General features: G+C 55.3%; 16 protein-coding genes. 12 read left to right on the top strand and 4 right to left on the bottom strand.

Annotated features, from left to right (window positions below):
• Positions 1 to 112: 112 nt before the first annotated feature.
• Together psiF and adrA are read left to right on the top strand one after the other, a co-directional pair.
• Complete coding sequence (psiF, locus tag OGV83_RS02795) at positions 113 to 433, top strand: phosphate starvation-inducible protein PsiF (protein ID WP_012133606.1); 321 nt, start codon at positions 113 to 115, stop codon at positions 431 to 433.
• Positions 434 to 540: 107 nt separating this feature from the next.
• Positions 541 to 1,638, top strand: a complete 1,098-nt coding sequence (adrA, locus tag OGV83_RS02790; RefSeq protein ID WP_012133605.1) for a diguanylate cyclase AdrA — start codon at positions 541 to 543, stop codon at positions 1,636 to 1,638.
• A 15-nt stretch (positions 1,639 to 1,653) separates the two neighbouring features.
• On the opposite strand, the gene proC is transcribed toward adrA, so the two are convergent.
• On the bottom strand, positions 1,654 to 2,463 hold the full coding sequence (proC, locus tag OGV83_RS02785) for a pyrroline-5-carboxylate reductase (RefSeq protein WP_104869007.1): 810 nt from the start codon (positions 2,461 to 2,463) through the stop codon (positions 1,654 to 1,656).
• Between the two features lie 138 nt (positions 2,464 to 2,601).
• Here proC and OGV83_RS02780 point away from each other — a divergent pair, with 138 nt between their 5' ends.
• From OGV83_RS02780 to ppnP, 5 genes are all read left to right on the top strand, one after another.
• The gene (locus tag OGV83_RS02780; protein WP_012133603.1) at positions 2,602 to 3,060 is read left to right on the top strand and encodes a YaiI/YqxD family protein; all 459 of its coding nucleotides are present in this window, start codon (positions 2,602 to 2,604) and stop codon (positions 3,058 to 3,060) included.
• Between the two features lie 181 nt (positions 3,061 to 3,241).
• The gene (gene aroL / locus OGV83_RS02775; protein WP_248622861.1) at positions 3,242 to 3,787 is read left to right on the top strand and encodes a shikimate kinase AroL; all 546 of its coding nucleotides are present in this window, start codon (positions 3,242 to 3,244) and stop codon (positions 3,785 to 3,787) included.
• Between the two features lie 26 nt (positions 3,788 to 3,813).
• On the top strand, positions 3,814 to 4,005 hold the full coding sequence (gene yaiA, locus OGV83_RS02770) for a protein YaiA (RefSeq protein ID WP_012133601.1): 192 nt from the start codon (positions 3,814 to 3,816) through the stop codon (positions 4,003 to 4,005).
• A gap of 261 nt (positions 4,006 to 4,266) precedes the next feature.
• Positions 4,267 to 4,944, top strand: a complete 678-nt coding sequence (locus OGV83_RS02765) for an AroM family protein (RefSeq protein ID WP_012133600.1) — start codon at positions 4,267 to 4,269, stop codon at positions 4,942 to 4,944.
• 70 nt (positions 4,945 to 5,014) lie between these two features.
• Positions 5,015 to 5,299 (top strand): pyrimidine/purine nucleoside phosphorylase, encoded by a 285-nt coding sequence (gene ppnP, locus OGV83_RS02760; RefSeq protein ID WP_024130605.1) that lies wholly within the window; start codon positions 5,015 to 5,017, stop codon positions 5,297 to 5,299.
• 37 nt (positions 5,300 to 5,336) lie between these two features.
• On the opposite strand, the gene rdgC is transcribed toward ppnP, so the two are convergent.
• Entirely contained in the window at positions 5,337 to 6,248 is a 912-nt protein-coding gene (gene rdgC / locus OGV83_RS02755; RefSeq protein WP_248622860.1) for a recombination-associated protein RdgC, read from the bottom strand.
• A 125-nt stretch (positions 6,249 to 6,373) separates the two neighbouring features.
• Between rdgC and mak the strand changes: the two genes are divergently transcribed.
• Positions 6,374 to 7,282, top strand: coding sequence for a fructokinase (gene mak / locus OGV83_RS02750; protein WP_047458524.1), 909 nt, complete (start codon positions 6,374 to 6,376; stop codon positions 7,280 to 7,282).
• A 113-nt stretch (positions 7,283 to 7,395) separates the two neighbouring features.
• On the opposite strand, the gene sbcC is transcribed toward mak, so the two are convergent.
• A complete protein-coding gene (gene sbcC / locus OGV83_RS02745; RefSeq protein WP_286463113.1) occupies positions 7,396 to 10,539 on the bottom strand; it encodes an exonuclease subunit SbcC in 3,144 nt (1,047 codons plus the stop codon).
• Positions 10,536 to 11,744, bottom strand: a complete 1,209-nt coding sequence (sbcD, locus tag OGV83_RS02740) for an exonuclease subunit SbcD (protein WP_058669151.1) — start codon at positions 11,742 to 11,744, stop codon at positions 10,536 to 10,538. Before sbcD ends, sbcC begins: the two co-directional genes overlap by 4 nt.
• Positions 11,745 to 11,931: 187 nt before the next feature.
• Here sbcD and phoB point away from each other — a divergent pair, with 187 nt between their 5' ends.
• The 4 genes from phoB (at position 11,932) to proY (ending at position 17,162) form a co-directional block, all read left to right on the top strand.
• Positions 11,932 to 12,621: a phosphate response regulator transcription factor PhoB gene (gene phoB / locus OGV83_RS02735; protein WP_012133591.1), complete on the top strand. Its 690-nt coding sequence runs from the start codon at positions 11,932 to 11,934 to the stop codon at positions 12,619 to 12,621.
• Positions 12,622 to 12,688: 67 nt separating this feature from the next.
• Positions 12,689 to 13,984, top strand: coding sequence for a phosphate regulon sensor histidine kinase PhoR (gene phoR / locus OGV83_RS02730; protein ID WP_012133590.1), 1,296 nt, complete (start codon positions 12,689 to 12,691; stop codon positions 13,982 to 13,984).
• A 408-nt stretch (positions 13,985 to 14,392) separates the two neighbouring features.
• Positions 14,393 to 15,712, top strand: coding sequence for a branched-chain amino acid transporter carrier protein BrnQ (brnQ, locus tag OGV83_RS02725; RefSeq protein ID WP_012133587.1), 1,320 nt, complete (start codon positions 14,393 to 14,395; stop codon positions 15,710 to 15,712).
• A gap of 76 nt (positions 15,713 to 15,788) precedes the next feature.
• On the top strand, positions 15,789 to 17,162 hold the full coding sequence (proY, locus tag OGV83_RS02720) for a proline-specific permease ProY (protein WP_286463112.1): 1,374 nt from the start codon (positions 15,789 to 15,791) through the stop codon (positions 17,160 to 17,162).
• Positions 17,163 to 17,222: the final 60 nt, after the last annotated feature.

Here is a 17,222-nt window from a genome sequence, read left to right as displayed (position 1 = left end):
CAGGTGGTATTTTCGTCGTCAGCAGCCAGACTTAGAGTTAGCCTCCTTCGGTTACGGCGCACGTAACCAGAAGGATGACGTGTAGTGTCAATACTCACAGAAGGATGGTGCTATGAAAATAACATTACTGGTTACCCTGCTGTTTGGGCTGGTTTTTTTAACCGCCGTCGGCGCTGCCGAGAAGACATTAACCCCGCAACAACAACGTATGACGAGCTGCAATCAGCAGGCGACGGCGCAGGCGTTAAAAGGGGATGCGCGTAAGACCTACATGAGCGATTGCCTGAAAAACAGTAAATCTGCCCCTGGTGAGAAAAGCCTGACGCCGCAGCAACAGAGAATGCGTGAGTGCAACCAGCAGGCGACGGACCAGTCGCTGAAAGGCGACGATCGCAGCAAGTTTATGAGTGCCTGTCTGAAAAAATCCGCATAGTGCTAACGGGTGAGCTGAGAAAATCACTCACCCGAAATTTCATACTTCCTTCACAATCCCCCTCTCTATAATTTGGGAAAATTGTTTCAGAATGTTCCCAAAAAATAATGAATGATGAAAACTTTTACAAAAAAGCGGTCGCACAGAGTGAGCCACCTCACTCTCCTCAAAATGACCATCAACGCTCCGGGCTGCGATTCGCCAGGCGGGTGAGACTGCCGCGTGCGGTAGGACTGGGATGGATGTTTCTCCCGATCGCCGCCGTACTGGCTTCACAACCGATTGCGGGAGGATGGTGGTTGTTTCTGGTCGGCTGGTCTTTCGTCTGGCCGCACCTGGCGTGGCAACTGGCGAGTAAAGCCATCGATCCTTTAAGCCGGGAAATATACAACTTAAAGGCGGACGCCATTCTTGCTGGCGTCTGGGTTGGGGTGATGGGCGTCAACGTGCTGCCCTCCACGGCTCTGCTGATGATGATGTGTATGAATTTGATGGGCGCGGGAGGGCTGCGGCTCTTTATTGCCGGTATGGTGTTAATGGTTGTGTCATGTCTGGTGACGTTACAGCTGACCGGAATTACCGTGGCTTTTCGCAGCGCGCCGCTGGAGTGGTGGTTCTCCCTGCCGGTGATTGTGATTTATCCCTTACTGTTTGCCTGGGTGAGTTACCAGACGGCGACCAAACTGGCGGAACATAAACGCAGGCTACAGGTGATGAGCATGCGGGATGGCATGACCGGCGTCTATAACCGGCGTCACTGGGAAATATTGTTGCGTAATGAATTTGATAACTGTCGCCGCTACCACCGGGACGCCACGTTGCTCATCATCGATATCGATCACTTTAAGAGCATTAACGATACCTGGGGGCACGATGTCGGAGATGAGGCGATTATTGCCCTGACGCGCCAGTTGCAGATGACGCTGCGCGGCAGCGATGTGATAGGACGTTTTGGCGGCGACGAGTTTGCGGTGATCATGTGCGGTACGCCAGCGGATAACGCGATTGCCGCGATGTCGCGGGTTCATGAGCGATTAAACGCGTTACGCCTGCCGTGCGCGCCACAGGTTATTTTGCGCATCAGCGTGGGCGTTGCGCCATTGACCACGCAAATCGGACACTACCGGGAATGGCTGAAATCGGCGGATATGGCGCTTTATAAAGCAAAGAACGCCGGACGTAACCGTACCGAAGTGGCGGCCTGACGTCCGGCAACTGGCTCAGGATTTACTGAGTTTCTCTGATTTTTCCATACACTTCGCCATCGCTTCGATAATCGACGCCCGGAACCCTCGCTCCTCCAGCACGCGAACGGCTTCAATGGTCGTCCCGCCAGGCGAGCACACCATATCTTTCAGTTCACCCGGATGTTTACCCGTTTCGAGCACCATTTTGGCTGAGCCCATTACGGCCTGCGCGGCGAATTGATAGGCCTGCGCGCGAGGCATTCCGCCCAGCACCGCAGCATCGGCCATCGCCTCAATAAACATGAAGACATAAGCCGGAGCGGAACCGCTGACCCCAACGACGGGGTGGATCATCGACTCGGCAATCACTTCCGCTTCGCCAAAGCAGCGGAAAATGTTCAGCACGTCAGCGGTATCTTCCGGCGTGACCAGCGCATTTGGCGTTATGGAGGTCATGCCCGCGTTGACTAAAGACGGCGTGTTTGGCATCGCGCGAACAATTTTGCGATCGTGCCCCAGCGCGCGCGCCAGCTGATCGAGCGTGACCCCCGCAGCGATAGAGACGACTAATGAGTCCTTGTTCAGGCTGGAGCTGATTTCGCTCAGCACTTTAATCATGATGCCCGGCTTCACGGCGCCGAAAACGATATCCGCAACCTGCGCGACGTCCTGCGCACTCTGCGCCGCATTGATGCCGTACCGATCGTGCAGCGCGGCGACGTTATCCGGGGACGGGGTATAGACCCAGATTTGCCCGGGGAGAACCTGACCGCTGGCAATCAGGCCGCCCAGAATGGCTTTTCCCATATTACCGCAACCGATAAAACCGATTTTCTTCTCCATTTCGTCACTCCCTATGCGTATTTTTAGTTGGGGTTATTAGCTTAACGTGGATTGAAAGTCTCATGAAGGAGAAACAGCACTTTGACGGAAGACAAAAGCACGAGACAATAGACGATTGCACATGAGCCTGGAGCGGTTATGACAATATGGGTGGATGCGGATGCGTGTCCGAATGTGATTAAAGAGATTCTGTACCGTGCGTCTGAACGTATGCAGATGCCGCTTATTCTGGTGGCAAACCAGAATTTACGCGTACCGCCTTCGCGTTTTATCCGCACACTGCGCGTACCCGCCGGATTTGATGTCGCTGACAACGAGATTGTGCGTCAGTGCGAAGCCGGAGATTTGGTCATTACGGCGGATATCCCGCTGGCCTCTGAAGTGCTGGAAAAAGGGGCGGCGGCGCTGAATCCACGCGGTGAACGCTATACGGAGTCAACGATCCGCGAACGCCTGACAATGCGTGATTTTATGGATACCCTGCGCGCCAGCGGGATTCAGACGGGCGGGCCGGACAGCCTTTCTCCGCGCGATCGCCAGCATTTCGCCGCCGAGCTGGATAAGTGGTGGCTGGAAGTCCAGCGCAGAACGCGCTAAATGTAATGTTATTTTTACACTTTGCTGCTGATGATTTCTTGTTATAGTAAGCGCGTACAATCTTTCACGGTTTTTGTGGAATGATTTATTTACATTTAACGATGTACTAGTTTGGTGGTATGATTATTACTTTGATGACATCAGATCCCGCACCTTTGCGGCTCTCTGGGGAAAGCCCGCTATGACGCAACCTCTCTTTCTTGTTGGCCCTCGCGGCTGTGGTAAAACAACAACCGGTATGGCGCTTGCGCAGGCAGTGGATTTCCAGTTTGTCGATACCGATCGGTGGTTGCAATCGCACGTCCAGATGACGGTTGCGGAGATTGTTGACCGGGAAGGGTGGGACAGCTTTCGCGCCAGAGAAACAGCAGCGCTGAAGGCAGTTACCGCGCCGTCAACGGTGGTTGCGACGGGGGGAGGGAGCATCCTCACCGAATACAATCGTCGCTATATGCGCGAAAATGGCATTGTGATTTATTTAAGCGCGCCAGTGTCCACGCTGGTGAACCGGCTGGAGGCTGCGCCAGAAGAGGGACTGCGCCCGACGCTAACCGGCAAGCCCTTAAGTGAAGAGGTGCAGGAAGTGCTCGAACAGCGCGACGCGCTGTATCGTGAAGCCGCGCATTACATCATCGATGCGAGCCATGCCCCTGACCAGGTTGTTTCTGAAATTCTTGCGGCGTTGTCGCAGGCGGCGCAACGATTGCAGGGCGGCGTCTATAATTAAAGTTCATCCAGTAAAAAGGAAGAACTATGCCAACAAAACCGCCTTATCCCCGGGAAGCGTATATCGTCACCGTTGAGAAAGGAACGCCAGGTCAGACGGTGACCTGGTATCAGCTCCGCGCCGACTATCCCGAACCTAACGCACTGATCAGCGAGCATCCTTCCGCGCAGGAAGCGATGGATGCCAAAACGCGCTATGAAGATCCCGATAAAAGCTGATAAATCCTGAAGTGTGGAACGCCCGGCAAGGCGACTGAGTCACGTCACAACGTACTTGCATCACACTTTTCACTCATTGCCGCATTCTGCTAAAACTGAAAATTAAACGATAACAATATACTACTGGAGTGATTTGGAATCTTTACACAATGCATTGCCGATCTCCTGCTACGCTTTTCTGCATTTGTAGCGCAGGGCAGGTAAGTGTCCAGGCATTTACCCGGGAATTAACGACGAAGTAAAAAGAAGGTGGAACAGAAAATGAGTGCGTCGTTGGCTATCCTCACGATCGGCGTTGTGCCAATGAGCGAAGTGCTGCCGCTTCTGACGGAGTATATCGATGAGCAACATATTACCCATCATAGTCTGTTGGGTGAGATCAGCCGTGAAGAGGTGTTGGCGGAGTACGCCGTTGAGGCCGGAGACGATCCGCTATTAACGTTGCTCAGTGATAACCAAATCGTCCATGTTTCGCGCCAGAAAGTGGAGCGCGACCTGCAAAGTATTATCGAAGTGCTGGATAACCAGGGCTACGATGTCATTTTATTGATGAATACCGCCGCGATTAACAGTATGACCGCGCGTAACACGATCCTGCTGGAGCCGTTGCGTATTATCCCGCCGTTAGTGGCGTCGATTGTTGATGGCCACCAGGTGGGCGTGATTGTGCCGGTTGAAGAGTTACTGGATGTACAGGCGAGAAAATGGCAGGTCTTACAACGTCCTCCGGTCTTTTCTTTGGCGAATCCCGTTCAGGGATCGGAACAACAACTGATTGATGCCGGTAAAGATTTGCTGGAACAGGGCGCGGATGTGATCATGCTGGATTCCATTGGATTTAATCAGCGTCATCGTGATTTATTGCAAAGAGCGCTGGATGTTCCGGTCTTGCTCTCTAATGTATTGATTGCACGGCTGGCTTCGGAATTACTCGGTTAATTTTGCGTGACAGGCAGAAGGTCGCGACCCTATATTGGTGCTTAACGTAACCATGAGAAAGGGCCAGTTTATGCTACAAAGTAACGAATACTTTTCCGGCAAAGTGAAATCGATCGGCTTTACCAGCAGCAGTACTGGTCGCGCCAGTGTCGGCGTGATGGCGGAAGGCGAATATGCCTTTAGCACTGCTGCGCCGGAGGAGATGACGGTGGTCAGTGGCGCGTTGAACGTACTGCTTCCGGGGGAAACCGAGTGGAAAGTCTACGCAGCGGGCGAGGTGTTTAACGTCCCTGGCCAAAGTGAGTTCCATTTGCAGGTGGCTGAACCGACGTCCTATCTTTGCCGCTATTTATAATGGCGCTTCCCTCTCCCGGCGGAGAGGGAATATTCACTTAGCGTTGCGCTTCGCCGCCCAGACCTTCAACCAGGCTTTGAATTAACGCCGCCAACTCACCCGTCATCAGAATGAAATCGGCATCAAAACGCTGAGCGTAGTCTTCGCGATCGATATCTTCGTTTTGATCGCGCAGTTCATCGCTGAACTTCAGGCGTTTGATCGAACCGTCATCGCAGATCAAAAACTGAATGTGCTGCTGCCAGTCGAGCGCCAGTTTCGTGACCACTTTACCCGCTTCAATGTGCACGGCGATCTCGTCGCTGACCAGATCCTGTTTCTTCGCGCGGATCACGCCGCCGTCTTCCAGCATTGCTTTCAGCTCTGCTTCGTCCAGCAACTGGAATCCCTGCGCCACCGTACCGGAACGCACCCATTCGGTGAGCGTCAGCTCGATAGGATTTTCCAGCGCCAGCGGAACCACCGGCAGCGAGCCGAGGCTTTTACGCAGCAACGCCAGCGTATCTTCCGCTTTTTTAGCGCTTGCGCAATCGACCATGATCAGACCGTTAACGGTGTCGATCCACATCATTGTCTGACTAAAACGGCTAAAGGCGCGCGGCAACAGTGAGTGCAGCACTTCATCTTTCAGCGAGTCTTTTTCCGTTTTTTTCAGCTTGCGCCCCTGATCAGCTTCCAGTTTGGCGATTTTCGCTTCCAGCGCTTGCTTGATCACCGGCGACGGCAGAATCTTCTCTTCTTTGCGCGCGCAGATAATAATTTGGCCATTGGCGGTATGCGTTAACGCATCGCTGTGCGATCCCATTGGCGGAACCCAGCCCATTTTTGCCATATCCTGGCTGCCGCAAGGGGTAAACGTCATCGAGGCTAGCTGTTTTTCCATCTCCTCGGCGCGCAACGAAATATCGCGGCTAAGACGGTAAACCATTAAATTTTTGAACCACAGCATGATAATTTCCACGGCCTTGTCGTTAAATCCAGCGGGTATAATAACGAATTGTCGGCGGGCTTGCATTGCCAACCAGAACACCCGCCTCTACTCTGTTGATATTCCCTAAAAATGAGGAGCGATGTGTGCGTATAGGTATCGATTTAGGCGGCACGAAAACGGAAGTAATTGCGCTCGGCGATGCGGGGGAACAGCTGTTTCGCCATCGTCTGCCTACGCCGCGGGATGATTATCGACAAACGATAGAGACCATCGCTTCGCTGGTCGAGATGGCGGAAAAGGCGACGGGCCAGACGGGTACGGTAGGGATGGGTATTCCCGGTTCGATCTCGCCCTATACCGGCGTGGTAAAGAACGCCAACTCAACCTGGCTTAACGGTCAGCCGTTCGATAAAGATTTGAGTGCGCGTTTGCAGCGGGAAGTGCGCCTGGCGAACGACGCTAACTGTCTGGCGGTGTCCGAAGCGGTGGATGGCGCGGCGGCCGGAGCGCAGACCGTTTTTGCGGTGATCATCGGCACCGGGTGCGGGGCTGGCGTGGCGCTGAACGGTCGGGCGCATACCGGCGGCAACGGTACGGCAGGCGAGTGGGGACACAATCCCTTGCCGTGGATGGATGAAGATGAACTGCGCTACCGTGAAGAAGTGCCCTGCTACTGTGGCAAACAAGGCTGCATTGAAACCTTTATCTCAGGAACCGGGTTTGCCACGGATTACCATCGTCTGAGTGGTCATCCGCTGAAAGGGAATGACATTATCCGTCTGGTTAACGAGCAGGACGCGCTGGCGGAACGGGCGCTTAGCCGTTATGAACTGCGCCTGGCGAAATCGTTAGCCCATGTGGTCAACATCCTCGACCCGGACGTTATCGTGTTAGGCGGCGGGATGAGCAATGTCGATCGGTTGTACAACACCGTGCCATCGTTGATTAAACCGTTTGTTTTTGGCGGCGAATGCGAAACGCCGGTTCGTAAGGCGTTACATGGCGATTCCAGCGGCGTTCGCGGCGCGGCATGGTTGTGGCCGCAGGAGTAATCGTTTTTTGCCGGATAAGGCATAATGCCCGGTGGCGCTACGCTTACCGGGCCTACAGCATGCTCTCTGTAGGCCGGATAAGGCGTTTACGCCGCCATCCGGCAAAACAACCGTCATTCCACAGCAAACATCTTATCCAGTTTGCTGTAACCCAGCCCGTTGATTTTCTTCACCTTAATTTGCACAGGAATGCGTTCTTTCATCGCTTCCACATGGCTTATTACGCCAATTGTCTTACCGGTGGCATTCAGCGCGTCCAGGGCATCCAGCGCGGTATCCAGCGTCTCGCTGTCCAGCGTGCCGAACCCTTCATCAAGGAACAGGGAGTCGATGCGCGTTTTGTGGCTGACCAGATCGGACAACGCCAACGCCAGTGCCAGACTGACCAGGAAACTTTCGCCGCCGGACAGCGTGCGGGTATCGCGAACGGCATCCGCTTGCCAGGTATCGACCACCTCCAGTTCCAGCGCTTCGCTGGCCTTGCGCTGGAGCAGGTAACGACCATGCAGGCGAGTCAGCTGATTGTTCGCCAGCCAGACCAGGTTATCCAGCGTCAGTCCCTGAGCAAATTTGCGGAATTTATCGCCCTCTTTAGAGCCGATTAACGCGTTCAGATAACCCCAGTCCTCCACCTGCTGCGAGGCGTTTTCAATCTCCAGCATCAGAGACTGCTGCTGTTGGCGGTTACCCGCATCCTGTTTGAGCTGCTGGCGGATCTCCCCCTGACGCGTCGTATTGTCCCGCAGTTGTCCGGTTAATTGCGTCACGGCCTGCTGAATGTGTTCAGGCGTGAGCGTGAGATCCAGCCCCTCGGGCGGATGTTGTTGATGTTCTGCCAGCGCCTGGCTCGCCTGAGCGGCTAAGGCCTGCGCCTGCTGTAACTGGTTTTCCAGCGCCTGGCGATGTTGTTCGAGGCGGGCGATGGCCTCATCATCCAGCAGCGCGGCAAGGAAGGCGGCGCGATCGTCAAATACGCTGGCCTTGAGCGCGGCGTCAAAGTGCGCCTGCGCCTGTGCTATCCGCTGCATTTCCTGCGCTTCCTGCTGCTGCAAGGTCTGCCACTGGCTCTGTAGCGAAACGCAATCATCATGTACCTGCCGCCAGTTATCCAGCGCCACGCGCTCGTCGCTCTCCGGGAGAATATCTGTTTCCGGTAGTGTTTCCAGCAGGGGAACCAACTGCGCGATGCGCGTTTGTAGCTCGCCCAGTTCCGTCTGGCGCTGTTGCCATGTTTGCGCGTCATCCGCGCGGGCGTTTAACCACGACGCTTCTTCTCCGTCGGCGGGCAGAGATAACCCGTAGCGGCGCAGTTCAGACAGCAGCGTAGTTTGACGCTGGTCGATTTGCTGCTGAAACTGCGTAACCTGCCCGGTATGGGCGGCGATCTGCGCCTGCAACATATGGCGCTGGCTGAGCTGATACAGCTGTTGTTCATAGTCCTGCCGGGCGGTAAGCCACGGTGAAATATCGTCCTGAGGGTGCAGCGTAATTTTCAGCGCGTCACACAGCGTCTGCCATTCTTGAGTGAGCGCTTGCTCCTCTTTTACCAGTGCCTGCGCTTCGCTTTCGTCGCGGTGTAGCTGCTGCGTTAATGTTTCCAGTTGCCCGCGTAAGGCGGCGCCTTCTTCCGCCAGCGTCTTGACCTCTTTTTCCAGTGCATCGCGCCGCGCCTGATTCACGCCGGGTTCGAGTGCCTGATAGGATGCAATCGCCGGATGCGAGGTCGAGCCGCAGAGCGGGCATGGCTGGCCGGATTGCAGCAGCGCTCGCTGGCTTTCCAGATCTTTGATGCGCGCCTCCTGCTCGCAAATCGTTTTCACATCCATGAACTGCTGATTTTTTTCTTTATATTTCTGTCGCTTATCCTCCAGCGCCGCATTGCGTCGGGCCAACTCCTGCTGACTATTCTGGATCGCGGTTTGCAGTTGTTCCCGTCGTTTTTGCTTAGGCGCTATCTGCCCATGCAGGCTGGCGAGACGCTGACGCAGCGGCTGCTGTTGCGTATGCTGCGCCAGCGCTGCCGTGGCCTCTTCTGGCGTAAGCGTCAGAGGATTCGGTGGAAGCGCGTCACGCTTGCGGATATCGCTTGCACACTGCTGCTGCCATTTAAGCAACTGCGCTTTATCGCTGGACTGTTGAGCAAACAGCGCACGCCAGCCTGCCAGTTCACTGCTCCACAAGCGGAAGCGTTCATGTTCGGTGAGCCACCCGGTCAGCGTCTGCATGGTGGCGCGCAGTTCGGCGGATTGTTGTTGAGCGCTGTGTCGAATGCGGCTGCGCAGGTGTAATACGCTTTGTAAGCGAGTATTTACTTCCTGAATTTGCTGACGTGTGCGCCCGGCGGCAGCGGTTTGTTCCTCAATGCGTTCCCAGTGTGGGCGTAACTGCCGGGCAGGATGCGCCAGCTTCAGCGCGGCCAGCTGCGGCTGCGCGTTTTCCTGTTCTTCCTGGGCAACCCGCAGCGCCTGCTGGCGGCGATTCATTTCAGCCTGCAACTCATTCTGACGGGTCATCCAGTGCAGATGTTGCTGGTGAAGCTGCTGGCGGGCGAGCAGCTGTTTTTCTTCGTCAGTGAGCGCCTGCAAACTTTCATTGAGGGAATGCTGCTGCTCCGGCGCTAACAGCGAGACGCCGCTGGCCTGCGCCTGAAGCTTTTCCAGGTCGGTGCGGGCGGTCTTGTGCTTTTCAAACACCAGTGCGGAGATCTGCCCGTAGATTTCGGTTCCGGTCAGTTCTTCCAGAAGCTCGGCGCGCTCTTTTGGCTTCGCATTGAGAAACGCAGCGAACTGCCCCTGCGACAGCAGCATGGAGCGGGTAAAGCGTCCGTAATCCAGCCCGGTAAGCGATGCCGTCATCTCCAGCTTATCTTTGACCTTATCGGCGAGGATTTTTCCGTCGGCGCAGCGCGCCAGCTCCACGCGCGGCACTTGCAGGTTTCCGTCCGACTGATTGCGGGCGCGGTTCTGGCTCCAGAAAGCGCGGTAAGACTCGCCTTTAACCTCGAACTCCACTTCGGCGAGGCATTCGGCCGTATCGCGGGTCATCAGATCGTTTTGCGATTGCGAAACGGTGCTCAGGCGCGGCGTCTCGTGATAGAGCGCAAGACAGATGGCGTCGAGCAGCGTGGTTTTCCCCGCGCCGGTCGGCCCGGTGATGGCAAACAGCCCGTTGCTGGCAAAAGGTTCTGCTGTGAAATCGACTTTCCATTCTCCCTTCAGGGAGTTGAGGTTTTTCAGGCGCAGGCTGAGAATCTTCATGCGTCATGCTCCCCGGCCAGAGAATGTAGGGTGGTGGTAAAAAGCTGCGTCAGACGTTCACGCTGGGGCTCATCCAGCTCTTCCAGCGCCAGACGGCGGGTAAAAACGTCTTCCACGCGCAGTTCGCTCAGGGTTTCACGTCGTTCGTTAGCCATAATGCGTTCGCGATTTTCCCGACTGCGGCGCACCAGCAAAACCTCAACGGGCAGCGACTCCGTTAATGCCTGAATTTTGCGCTGCATATCGTGAAGGTATTCGTCGGTGGTGATTTCAATATCCAGCCAGACGGGAGGCTCCTGGTGAGCATCTCGCCATTGCTCAAGTTGTTCGGTGATGGAGGCCAGATCGCCTTTCAGCACCGCCAGCGGTTGAGTGACGGGAACGGTGAGGTTCTCTACTTGATGTAATTTGCCGTTTGCAAAACTGACCAGATGGACGCATTTGCTTTTGCCGCACTCATCAAAGCTCAGCGCGATCGGAGAGCCGCAGTAGCGGATGTGTTCCGTGCCGCCAATGATCTGCGCCCGGTGAATGTGTCCCAGCGCGATATAATCGGCAGGAGGGAAGTTTTGCGCCGGGAAGGCATCCAGCGTGCCGATATAGATGTCACGTACCGCGTCACTTTTACTGGCGCCAACGGTGGTCAGGTGCCCGGTGGCGATAACCGGCAGAGTTTGATCGCCGTCGCCGCGCAGCTTACAGGCTTCCTGATACTGTTGTTGGTAATAATCAGTGATCGCCCCGAGCAGATGCTGCTGTTTTTCATTGCCCGAAAGCCCCGCCTGGCTGGTGATGATGTCGCGCGGGCGTAAAAACGGAATCGGGCAAAGCACGGCGCCCGGCGTGCCGTCGCGACGGTAAAGGTACTGCGGCGCGTGGCCTGCGCTGGCGACCACGGTGGTGTTGAGAAACGCCAGAATATCGCGGGATTCGTTGAGCGTGGCGACGGAGTCATGGTTTCCGGCCAGCACCACCAGATGACAGCCGGTTTGCTGTAAATTGACAACAAACCGGTTGTACAACTCGCGGGCATAGCTTGGCGGCGATCCTGTATCAAAAATGTCACCCGCGACAATAATCGCATCCACCTGGTGAGATTGCGCGGTTTCCAGCAGCCAGTCGAGAAACGCCTGGTGCTCGGCGGCGCGGCTTTTGCTGTAGAAGTTTTGTCCCAGATGCCAGTCAGAGGTGTGAAGGATGCGCATAACGGTTCCATGACGAAAAAGCGTGGGCAGGATTATAACCCGTCGGGAACGGTAATATCTTGTTTCGTGACTGTCATAAATCAATAACCTGAGCCGAATGTCGACTATCTTTTTCATAAATCTGTCATAAATCTGACGCATAATGGCGCCGCATTGATGACAACGACTTATTTAAACAGGGCAAATCATGGCGAGACGTATTCTGGTCGTAGAAGATGAAGCTCCAATTCGTGAAATGGTCTGCTTCGTGCTCGAGCAAAATGGCTTTCAGCCAGTAGAAGCCGAAGATTATGACAGTGCTGTGAACCAACTGAATGAACCCTGGCCGGATTTAATCCTCCTTGACTGGATGTTGCCCGGCGGGTCGGGCCTTCAGTTTATTAAACACCTCAAGCGTGAAGCGATGACCCGGGATATCCCTGTGGTTATGCTGACGGCAAGAGGCGAAGAGGAAGACCGCGTGCGCGGGCTGGAAACCGGGGCGGATGACTATGTCACCAAGCCGTTTTCCCCTAAAGAGCTGGTGGCGCGTATCAAAGCTGTGATGCGCCGCATTTCGCCGATGGCGGTAGAAGAGGTGATTGAGATGCAGGGGCTTAGTCTCGATCCAACCTCGCACCGCGTGATGACCGGGGAAAATCCGCTCGATATGGGGCCGACCGAATTTAAATTGTTACACTTCTTTATGACGCACCCTGAGCGCGTCTACAGTCGCGAGCAACTCCTCAACCATGTCTGGGGAACGAATGTGTATGTTGAAGACCGTACGGTCGATGTGCATATTCGTCGTTTGCGTAAAGCGCTGGAGCACAGCGGTCACGATCGTATGGTGCAAACGGTACGCGGAACCGGGTATCGCTTTTCGACCCGTTTTTAATACCTTGCCGCCAGACCGGCATCTCGGTGTGGCGGGCGGGTTTACTATTCTGAAGGGAGTGTGACGCGTGCTGGAACGGCTGTCATGGAAAAGGCTGGTGCTGGAGCTGATCCTCTGCTGCATCCCCGCTTTTATCCTCAGTGCTTTTTTTGGTTATCTGCCCTGGTTTTTACTGGCGTCGGTAACGGGATTGCTGATCTGGCATTTCTGGAATTTATTGCGCCTCTCCTGGTGGCTGTGGGTCGATATGAGTATGACGCCGCCGCCGGGACGCGGGAGCTGGGAGCCGCTGCTGTACGGTCTGCACCAGATGCAGTTGCGTAATAAAAAGCGGCGTCGCGAACTGGGAAACCTGATTAAACGCTTTCGCAGCGGGGCGGAATCCCTCCCCGACGCGGTGGTGCTGACAACCGAAGACGGCGGGATTTTCTGGTGTAACGGACTGGCGCAACAGGTGCTTGGGCTGCGCTGGCCGGACGACAACGGGCAAAACATTCTGAACCTGCTGCGCTACCCGGAATTTACGCAGTATCTCAAAACACGCGATTTTATCCGGCCGCTCAATCTGGTGCTCAACACCGGGCGGCATCTGGAGATCCGCGTGATGCCTTATACCGATCAGCAACTATTGATGGTCGCACGCGACGTGACGCAGATGCACCAGCTTGAGGGCGCGCGGCGCAATTTCTTCGCGAACGTCAGCCATGAACTACGCACGCCGCTCACCGTCTTGCAGGGCTATCTGGAGATGATGCAGGAGCAGCCTCTGGAAGGCGCGACGCGGGAGAAGGCGCTGCATACGATGCGTGAGCAAACGCACCGGATGGAAGGGCTGGTGAAACAACTGCTGACGCTGTCGAAAATTGAGGCGGCGCCCGCGCTGCTGTTGAACGAAAGGGTGGACGTGCCGATGATGCTGCGTGTTGTTGAGCGTGAGGCGCAGGCGCTCAGCCAGCAGAAACACACCTTTACGTTTGAAGTGGATGCCCGGCTGAGCGTATTGGGCAACGAAGAACAGTTGCGCAGCGCGATTTCGAACCTGGTCTATAACGCGGTAAATCATACGCCTGCGGGAACGCATATTACCGTGCGCTGGCAGCATGTGACCCACGGTGCGGAGTTCAGCGTGGAAGATAACGGGCCGGGGATTGCGCCTGAGCATATTCCGCGTCTGACGGAGCGTTTCTACCGTGTGGACAAAGCGCGGTCGCGGCAAACCGGGGGAAGCGGATTAGGTCTGGCGATTGTGAAACATGCGCTGAATCATCACGAGAGTCGATTGATTATCGACAGTTCGCCGGGTAAAGGGACGCGCTTCAGCTTTGTGCTGCCGGAACGATTAATTGCCAAAAATTGCGCTTAATTGTGGTTCGTAAGGTTAGCTTTCCATAAGCCAGCGGATGCTGGCTTATTTTCTTTGCAGTAAAGAAGACTCTGCTGAATTTTTCAACGTCTGATGCTTTTTTGTTCGCATGATTAGCCATGACTTTTTCTTATGGATAGCGTTTTGTACTGGTTGCTAATTTCATATCGCTATATTCTTCTGGTTTTTGGATCTCACCTTGCTTTAAAACGTTATAAGCGTTTAAATTGCGCTCCAGATGCTGTCATACCGACTGCATTTACGCGGTAAATCGAAAAACTATTCTTCGCCGCGCCAGCCCAGGAGCATATCCCGCTGGAATTGCTTAAAAATGCCGCTGTATCGTCCCGCAGGGAAGGGCAGAAAATTTAACGTTTTCAACACCACATCCACAGGCAGTAAAACTTTATGACCCATCAGTTAAAATCGCGCGATATTATCGCTCTGGGCTTTATGACATTTGCGCTGTTCGTTGGCGCAGGCAATATTATCTTTCCGCCGATGGTCGGTTTGCAGGCAGGCGAACACGTCTGGACTGCGGCGTTCGGCTTTCTGATTACTGCCGTTGGTCTTCCGGTACTTACCGTTGTGGCGCTGGCGAAAGTCGGCGGCGGCGTTGATAGCCTGAGCACCCCGATTGGTAAAGTGGCTGGCGTTCTGCTGGCGACCGTCTGTTATCTGGCGGTGGGGCCGTTATTCGCAACGCCGCGTACGGCGACCGTCTCCTTTGAAGTCGGGATTGCGCCGCTGACCGGCGATTCCGCACTGCCGCTGTTTATCTACAGCCTGGTGTATTTCGCCATTGTGATTCTGGTATCGCTCTATCCGGGCAAGCTGCTGGACACGGTGGGTAACTTCCTGGCGCCGCTGAAAATCATCGCGCTGATTATTCTCTCCGTTGCGGCAATCATCTGGCCTGCCGGCCCGATTAGCGACGCGATGGACGCCTACCAGAACGCGGCGTTCTCTAATGGCTTTGTGAATGGCTATCTGACGATGGATACGCTGGGCGCAATGGTGTTTGGTATCGTTATCGTCAATGCGGCGCGCTCGCGCGGCGTTAAAGAAGCGCGTCTGCTGACCCGTTATACCGTCTGGGCGGGCCTGATGGCGGGTGTGGGTTTGACGCTGCTGTACCTTGCGCTGTTCCGTCTGGGATCGGATAGCGCGACGCTGGTCGATCAGTCTGCTAACGGCGCGGCAATCCTGCACGCTTACGTTCAGCATACCTTCGGCGGCGCGGGTAGCCTGCTGCTGGCGGCGCTGATTTTCATCGCCTGTCTGGTGACGGCGGTTGGCCTGACCTGCGCATGTGCGGAGTTCTTTGCGCAGTACGTCCCACTCTCTTATCGCACGCTGGTGTTTATTCTGGGCGGCTTCTCAATGGTGGTATCGAATCTGGGTCTGAGCCATCTGATTCAGATTTCTATTCCGGTGCTGACAGCCATCTATCCGCCGTGTATCGCACTGGTTGTATTAAGCTTTACCCGCTCATGGTGGCATAATTCTTCCCGCGTCATTGCTCCGGCGATGTTTATCAGCTTGGTTTTTGGTATCCTTGACGGGATTAAAGCCTCTGCGATTGGTGACATCTTACCGGCCTGGACCCAGCGTTTACCGCTGGCGGAACAGGGGCTGGCGTGGTTGATGCCAACAGTGGTGATGGTTGTTCTGGCAATTATCTGGGATCGCGCCGCAGGTCGACAAGTGACCTCCAGCGCTCACTAAGATCACTGACAGTATGTTTTAACCACGGGGCTACAGGCCCCGTGGTTTTTTTATTATTTTGATGGGTTCGGAATTGATGGAAAGCAATAACAAGCTAAAGCGTGGGCTGAGCACCCGGCACATTCGCTTTATGGCATTGGGATCGGCAATTGGCACCGGATTATTTTATGGCTCGGCAGACGCCATCAAAATGGCCGGGCCAAGCGTGTTGCTGGCCTACATTATCGGCGGGGTCGCGGCGTACATTATTATGCGCGCGCTGGGCGAAATGTCCGTGCATAACCCCGCCGCCAGCTCGTTCTCGCGCTATGCGCAGGAAAACCTCGGCCCGCTCGCGGGTTACATTACCGGCTGGACTTACTGTTTTGAAATTCTGATTGTCGCCATTGCCGACGTGACCGCCTTCGGTATCTATATGGGGGTCTGGTTCCCTACGGTGCCGCACTGGATCTGGGTGCTGAGCGTGGTGCTACTTATCTGCGCCATCAACCTGATGAGCGTGAAGGTATTCGGCGAACTGGAATTCTGGTTCTCGTTCTTTAAAGTCGCCACTATCATCATCATGATTGTCGCCGGCTTCGGCATCATTATCTGGGGGATTGGCAACGGCGGGCAGCCGACCGGGGTCCACAACCTGTGGAGCAACGGCGGGTTCTTCAGCAACGGCTGGCTGGGAATGGTGATGTCGCTGCAAATGGTGATGTTCGCTTACGGCGGGATTGAAATTATCGGCATCACCGCCGGAGAAGCGAAAGACCCGGAGAAATCTATTCCGCGCGCCATCAATTCCGTGCCGATGCGTATTCTGGTGTTCTACGTGGGCACGCTGTTCGTCATCATGTCTATCTACCCGTGGAACCAGGTTGGCACCAACGGCAGCCCGTTCGTCCTGACCTTCCAGCATCTTGGCATTACGTTTGCCGCCAGCATCCTGAATTTTGTGGTGCTGACCGCTTCGCTGTCGGCGATTAACTCCGACGTGTTCGGCGTGGGGCGTATGCTGCACGGTATGGCGGAGCAGGGCAGTGCGCCGAAAGTGTTCGCTAAAACGTCGCGTCGCGGTATTCCGTGGGTGACGGTTATGGTGATGACCATTGCGCTGCTGTTCGCGGTTTACCTGAACTACATCATGCCGGAAAACGTCTTCCTGGTGATTGCTTCGCTGGCGACCTTTGCCACGGTATGGGTATGGATTATGATCCTGCTGTCGCAGATTGCGTTCCGCCGCCGTCTGCCGCCGGAAGAGGTGAAGGCGCTGAAATTTAAAGTGCCGGGCGGCGTGGCGACAACCGTTACGGGCCTGATCTTCCTGGTCTTTATTATCGCGCTTATCGGCTACCATCCAGATACCCGTATTTCGCTGTACGTCGGTTTCGCCTGGATCGCACTGCTGCTGGTCGGCTGGATGTTTAAACGCCGCCGCGACCGCCAACTGGCTGAAGTGGGGTGATTCCCCGCCGGATGGCGCTAACGCTTATCCGGCCTACAGGCAACCGTAGGCCGGGTCAGG

Origin of the sequence: Citrobacter sp. CK189, from assembly GCF_030333505.1 — a bacterium.
Classification (GTDB): Bacteria; Pseudomonadota; Gammaproteobacteria; order Enterobacterales; family Enterobacteriaceae; genus Citrobacter_B; species Citrobacter_B koseri.
The sequence above is the reverse complement of the archived record's forward strand: the minus strand, read 5'-3'. Positions and strand labels throughout refer to the sequence as shown.